This is a genomic window from Rhodomicrobium udaipurense JA643, from assembly GCF_000636015.1.
Classification (GTDB): Bacteria; Pseudomonadota; Alphaproteobacteria; order Rhizobiales; family Rhodomicrobiaceae; genus Rhodomicrobium; species Rhodomicrobium udaipurense.
This window is the reverse complement of the sequence record NZ_JFZJ01000185.1, coordinates 1-4,159: the sequence shown is the minus strand read 5'-3', so window position 1 is coordinate 4,159 and position 4,159 is coordinate 1. Positions and strand designations below refer to the sequence as shown.

Genomic DNA, 4,159 nt, shown 5'->3' with positions numbered 1-4,159 from the left:
CGGGAGAGGGCGACGGCAAGGGACGCGTGCGCGGAAAGCGCTGCGATATCGTCATGGCCGCGCTGAAGCCTTTCGAGGGGAAGCGGACACGCGACGAGCGAACGGAACCGACCGACGAGGAAAGGCTAAAGCCGACCGAGCGGGCAGAAAAACGCGAGGCGGAGACCGCGAAGGCCGCGCGTGCGTGGCTCGAAGCGCAGGGGCACAAGGCTGGCTTCGCGCTTGTCCCGAACCCCGATGCGGAGGGCGACAAAGTCTTTCTCGCCGCCTCGAACTACGAAACCGTCCGCATCCCGCGCATTCGCGGCGCTGGCGCAACCTTTGGCGTGCTCGACTTCGAGGGCCTGATCGAGATCGCCGACCCCGCGCTGTTTCTCGCGCGCCTGCCCGACGGCTTCGGCAAGGCGAAAGCCTTCGGCTGCGGGCTGATGCTCATTCGCCGGGGCTGAGCATGGCTGAAGCCGCACCAGCACCGTTCATTCCGCTCCGCCCGATCCCCATGCGGGACCGGGCCAGCATCGTGTTCCTCCAATATGGCGAACTCGACGTGCTCGACAGCGCGTTCGTGCTCGTCGATCAGAACGGCGTGCGCGTGCAGATTCCGGTCGGGGGGCTCGCCTGTCTCATGCTGGAACCCGGCACGCGCGTCAGTCACGCCGCCGTGGTGCTCGCCGCACGCGTCGGCTGCCTGCTCGTCTGGGTGGGCGAAGGGGGCGTGCGGCTTTACGCGTCCGGTCAGCCCGGCGGAGCGCGCGCCGACAAGCTCCTCTATCAGGCGAAGAACGCGCTCGACGAAACGGCGCGGCTGAACGTGGTGCGCAAGATGTACGAGCTGCGTTTCGGCGAGCCCGCGCCCGAGCGACGCTCGATAGACCAGCTTCGTGGCATCGAGGGCGTGCGGGTCCGCGAGATGTACAAGCTGCTTGCGCGCCGCTACGGCGTCGACTGGAAGGCGCGCAACTACGATGTGAAGGCCTGGGACAAAGGCGACCTTCCGAACCAGTGCCTTTCGGCGGCGACGGCATGCCTCTACGGGCTTTCCGAAGCGGCCATCCTCGCGGCGGGCTATGCGCCGGCCATCGGCTTCCTGCATCGCGGCAAGCCGCAGAGTTTCGTCTACGACATCGCCGACATCGTGAAATTCGAGACAGTGGTGCCGACCGCGTTCGAGGTGGCGGCGCGCGTCGCCAAAGGCAAAGGCGATGGCACGCCCGCCGAGCGTCAGGTGCGCGTGGCTTGCCGCGACAGCTTCCGCCGCGCGAAGATTCTCGACCGCATCATTCCGCTGATCGAGGATGTGCTTAAGGCGGGCGGCCTTGAGCCTCCAGAAGAAGCGCCCGAGGGCGTGGATGCAGCCATCCCGCGCGAGGAGGCATCCGGCGATGATGGTCATCGTAACTGAGAATGCGCCGCCACGCTTGCGCGGTCGGCTGTCGCTCTGGCTGCTTGAGGTGCGCGCGGGCGTGTATGTGGGCAATTACTCACGGCGTGCGCGCGAGCGAATGTGGGGCGAGGTTTGCGCGATGATCGGCGAGGGTAACGCCGTGATCGCTTGGACTGCGGTGAACGAGGCCGGGTTCGACTTCGCAACCGTGGGTGCGAACCGGCGTGAGCAGGCCGATTTCGACGGGTTTCTGCTGGTCAAATTCAGGCCCGCGCCGCCTGCCGAAGACCCGTTGAAGCCACCGTTTTGAGCCTGCGGAACGAAGCGGGAACTTCGGTGGCGTTCTTTGACATCGTGATTCGTTCGTGCGATCAATTCGTTACGCGGAAGAGTGTTCCCCGCCCACGCGGGGATGAACCGTACGAGGGCGGCGCGAATCCGCCGCAGGTGCTGTGTTCCCCGCCCACGCGGGGATGAACCGACCGAACGCTAGCTGGGTGGAAAAACCCGAAGGTGTTCCCCGCCCACGCGGGGATGAACCGCGTTTTTGCTGCGATGGCGCTTAATTTTACACGTGTTCCCCGCCCACGCGGGGATGAACCGATCAGCATTTTCAATCTCCGGTATCTGTGGGTGTGTTCCCCGCCCACGCGGGGATGAACCGCCCCTCACCGGCACAGTCATCAGCCTCACCGAGTGTTCCCCGCCCACGCGGGGATGAACCCTGGTATACCACGCCCCAACAAAGCCCCGTTCCGTGTTCCCCGCCCACGCGGGGATGAACCGGAATTGCAGTCATGACAACTGAAACCCTTTTGGTGTTCCCCGCCCACGCGGGGATGAACCGGCAACGCGGCGTGCTTGACCAGATCGAGACGCGTGTTCCCCGCCCACGCGGGGATGAACCGCGTCTCACAGATAGCGGCATACCCGGTCAAACGTGTTCCCCGCCCACGCGGGGATGAACCGATGAACGCGAGTATCAAACCGCGTGGCGAGCTGTGTTCCCCGCCCACGCGGGGATGAACCGGCGTCAGCACTTTGACTTTCAACCAAATTCGCGTGTTCCCCGCCCACGCGGGGATGAACCGCCCTCTGCAATGGCGTCCTTACCATCGGTCGTGTGTTCCCCGCCCACGCGGGGATGAACCGGCGTCCGCCTACGCATCACGGCTCGACCCTCAGTGTTCCCCGCCCACGCGGGGATGAACCGTGATTGTCGCTCTCGAAACGCTCAATACTACCGTGTTCCCCGCCCACGCGGGGATGAACCGCTGTATTGTCGATATACAGGCTCGATATTCTGGTGTTCCCCGCCCACGCGGGGATGAACCGCAGGTTGAAATTGAGCGGGAGCCAGCGCATTAGTGTTCCCCGCCCACGCGGGGATGAACCGTTCGTTGATTAATTCGCCCGTTGAGTAGCGCGGTGTTCCCCGCCCACGCGGGGATGAACCGAAATCGTCCCTTTCGCCGCGCCGTATAGCAATGTGTTCCCCGCCCACGCGGGGATGAACCAAGAAGCGATCGCGTCGTCCGTATCGCTGAAGCGTGTTCCCCGCCCACGCGGGGATGAACCGCCTTCGCTACGCCTCGATAATTCGTCGCATTGGTGTTCCCCGCCCACGCGGGGATGAACCGGCTTTATTTACCCACTCACTGGCATGAGTGCAGTGTTCCCCGCCCACGCGGGGATGAACCGGACCTGCCAGCACGCACGGCCGCCAGGGCAGCGTGTTCCCCGCCCACGCGGGGATGAACCGCTGATGGTTGGGCCACGCTACTCGCCACGCTAGTGTTCCCCGCCCACGCGGGGATGAACCGCCGCGCTCGCCGCCGCGTTTTTGGACAACACGGTGTTCCCCGCCCACGCGGGGATGAACCGCTAACTCAACAGGAGATTGCAACATGACCGTAGTGTTCCCCGCCCACGCGGGGATGAACCGGCGACAACGCGCATTGACTTGTTGCTCGCATTGTGTTCCCCGCCCACGCGGGGATGAACCGCTGCTGACCTGCGCGAACTCGCAGAACTTGCGGTGTTCCCCGCCCACGCGGGGATGAACCGCGTCAAACATACGCTGTGCGGATGGTCTACGCGTGTTCCCCGCCCACGCGGGGATGAACCGGAGCTTGTAAATGTGTTAATGTCCATTAAAAAGTGTTCCCCGCCCACGCGGGGATGAACCGCTGACGAGTGCCAAACCGGAAGACACTGTGCTGTGTTCCCCGCCCACGCGGGGATGAACCGACTTTGACGGTGCGCGCATCATCATCCCAGATGTGTTCCCCGCCCACGCGGGGATGAACCGACCAACGGCAACCACATATTTTCCTGCTAGCTGTGTTCCCCGCCCACGCGGGGATGAACCGTTTTTCGCCGACTAGTACCGGGCAAAACTCCAGTGTTCCCCGCCCACGCGGGGATGAACCGCGGCTGGAACCTCGCGGCGGATGTTGCTGATGGTGTTCCCCGCCCACGCGGGGATGAACCGAATACCTACCAAATCAACCACGAAAAACCCGGGTGTTCCCCGCCCACGCGGGGATGAACCTATACAACGGGCGAGTTGATTAACGAACATATCGTGTTCCCCGCCCACGCGGGGATGAACCGCACCTGCTCGCCATACGCGGGGGCTGACGCTTGTGTTCCCCGCCCACGCGGGGATGAACCGGCGGTATCCAGCACCGTGCCGGATTTGACGTTGTGTTCCCCGCCCACGCGGGGATGAACCGTTAACCTTTATTATTGGTCATCTAAAACCATTGTGTT

Annotated in this window: 3 protein-coding genes and 1 CRISPR repeat array; all 3 genes read left to right on the top strand. The window is 64.1% G+C overall.

Translation table 11 applies throughout. The features are described from left to right. Positions 1 to 449: type I-E CRISPR-associated protein Cas6/Cse3/CasE (cas6e, locus tag T281_RS16405; protein WP_037242022.1), on the top strand; the 449-nt coding region annotated here is incomplete at its 5' end. A 2-nt stretch (positions 450 to 451) separates the two neighbouring features. Beyond that, complete coding sequence (gene cas1e / locus T281_RS16400) at positions 452 to 1,402, top strand: type I-E CRISPR-associated endonuclease Cas1e (RefSeq protein WP_037242021.1); 951 nt, start codon at positions 452 to 454, stop codon at positions 1,400 to 1,402. After that, the gene (cas2e, locus tag T281_RS16395; protein WP_037242020.1) at positions 1,383 to 1,694 is read left to right on the top strand and encodes a type I-E CRISPR-associated endoribonuclease Cas2e; all 312 of its coding nucleotides are present in this window, start codon (positions 1,383 to 1,385) and stop codon (positions 1,692 to 1,694) included. The genes cas1e and cas2e overlap by 20 nt, the downstream gene beginning before the upstream one ends. An 81-nt stretch (positions 1,695 to 1,775) precedes the next feature. Further along, positions 1,776 to 4,122: direct repeats of the CRISPR family, unit length 29 nt; unit sequence GTGTTCCCCGCCCACGCGGGGATGAACCG. Positions 4,123 to 4,159 lie beyond the last annotated feature (37 nt).

Excerpts from the sequence above, each read along its gene's own strand:
- cas1e (WP_037242021.1), top strand. The coding sequence starts at position 452 with ATGGCTGAAGCCGCACCAGCACCGTTCATTCCGCTCCGCCCGATCCCC.
- cas2e (WP_037242020.1), top strand. The coding sequence starts at position 1,383 with ATGATGGTCATCGTAACTGAGAATGCGCCGCCACGCTTGCGCGGTCGG.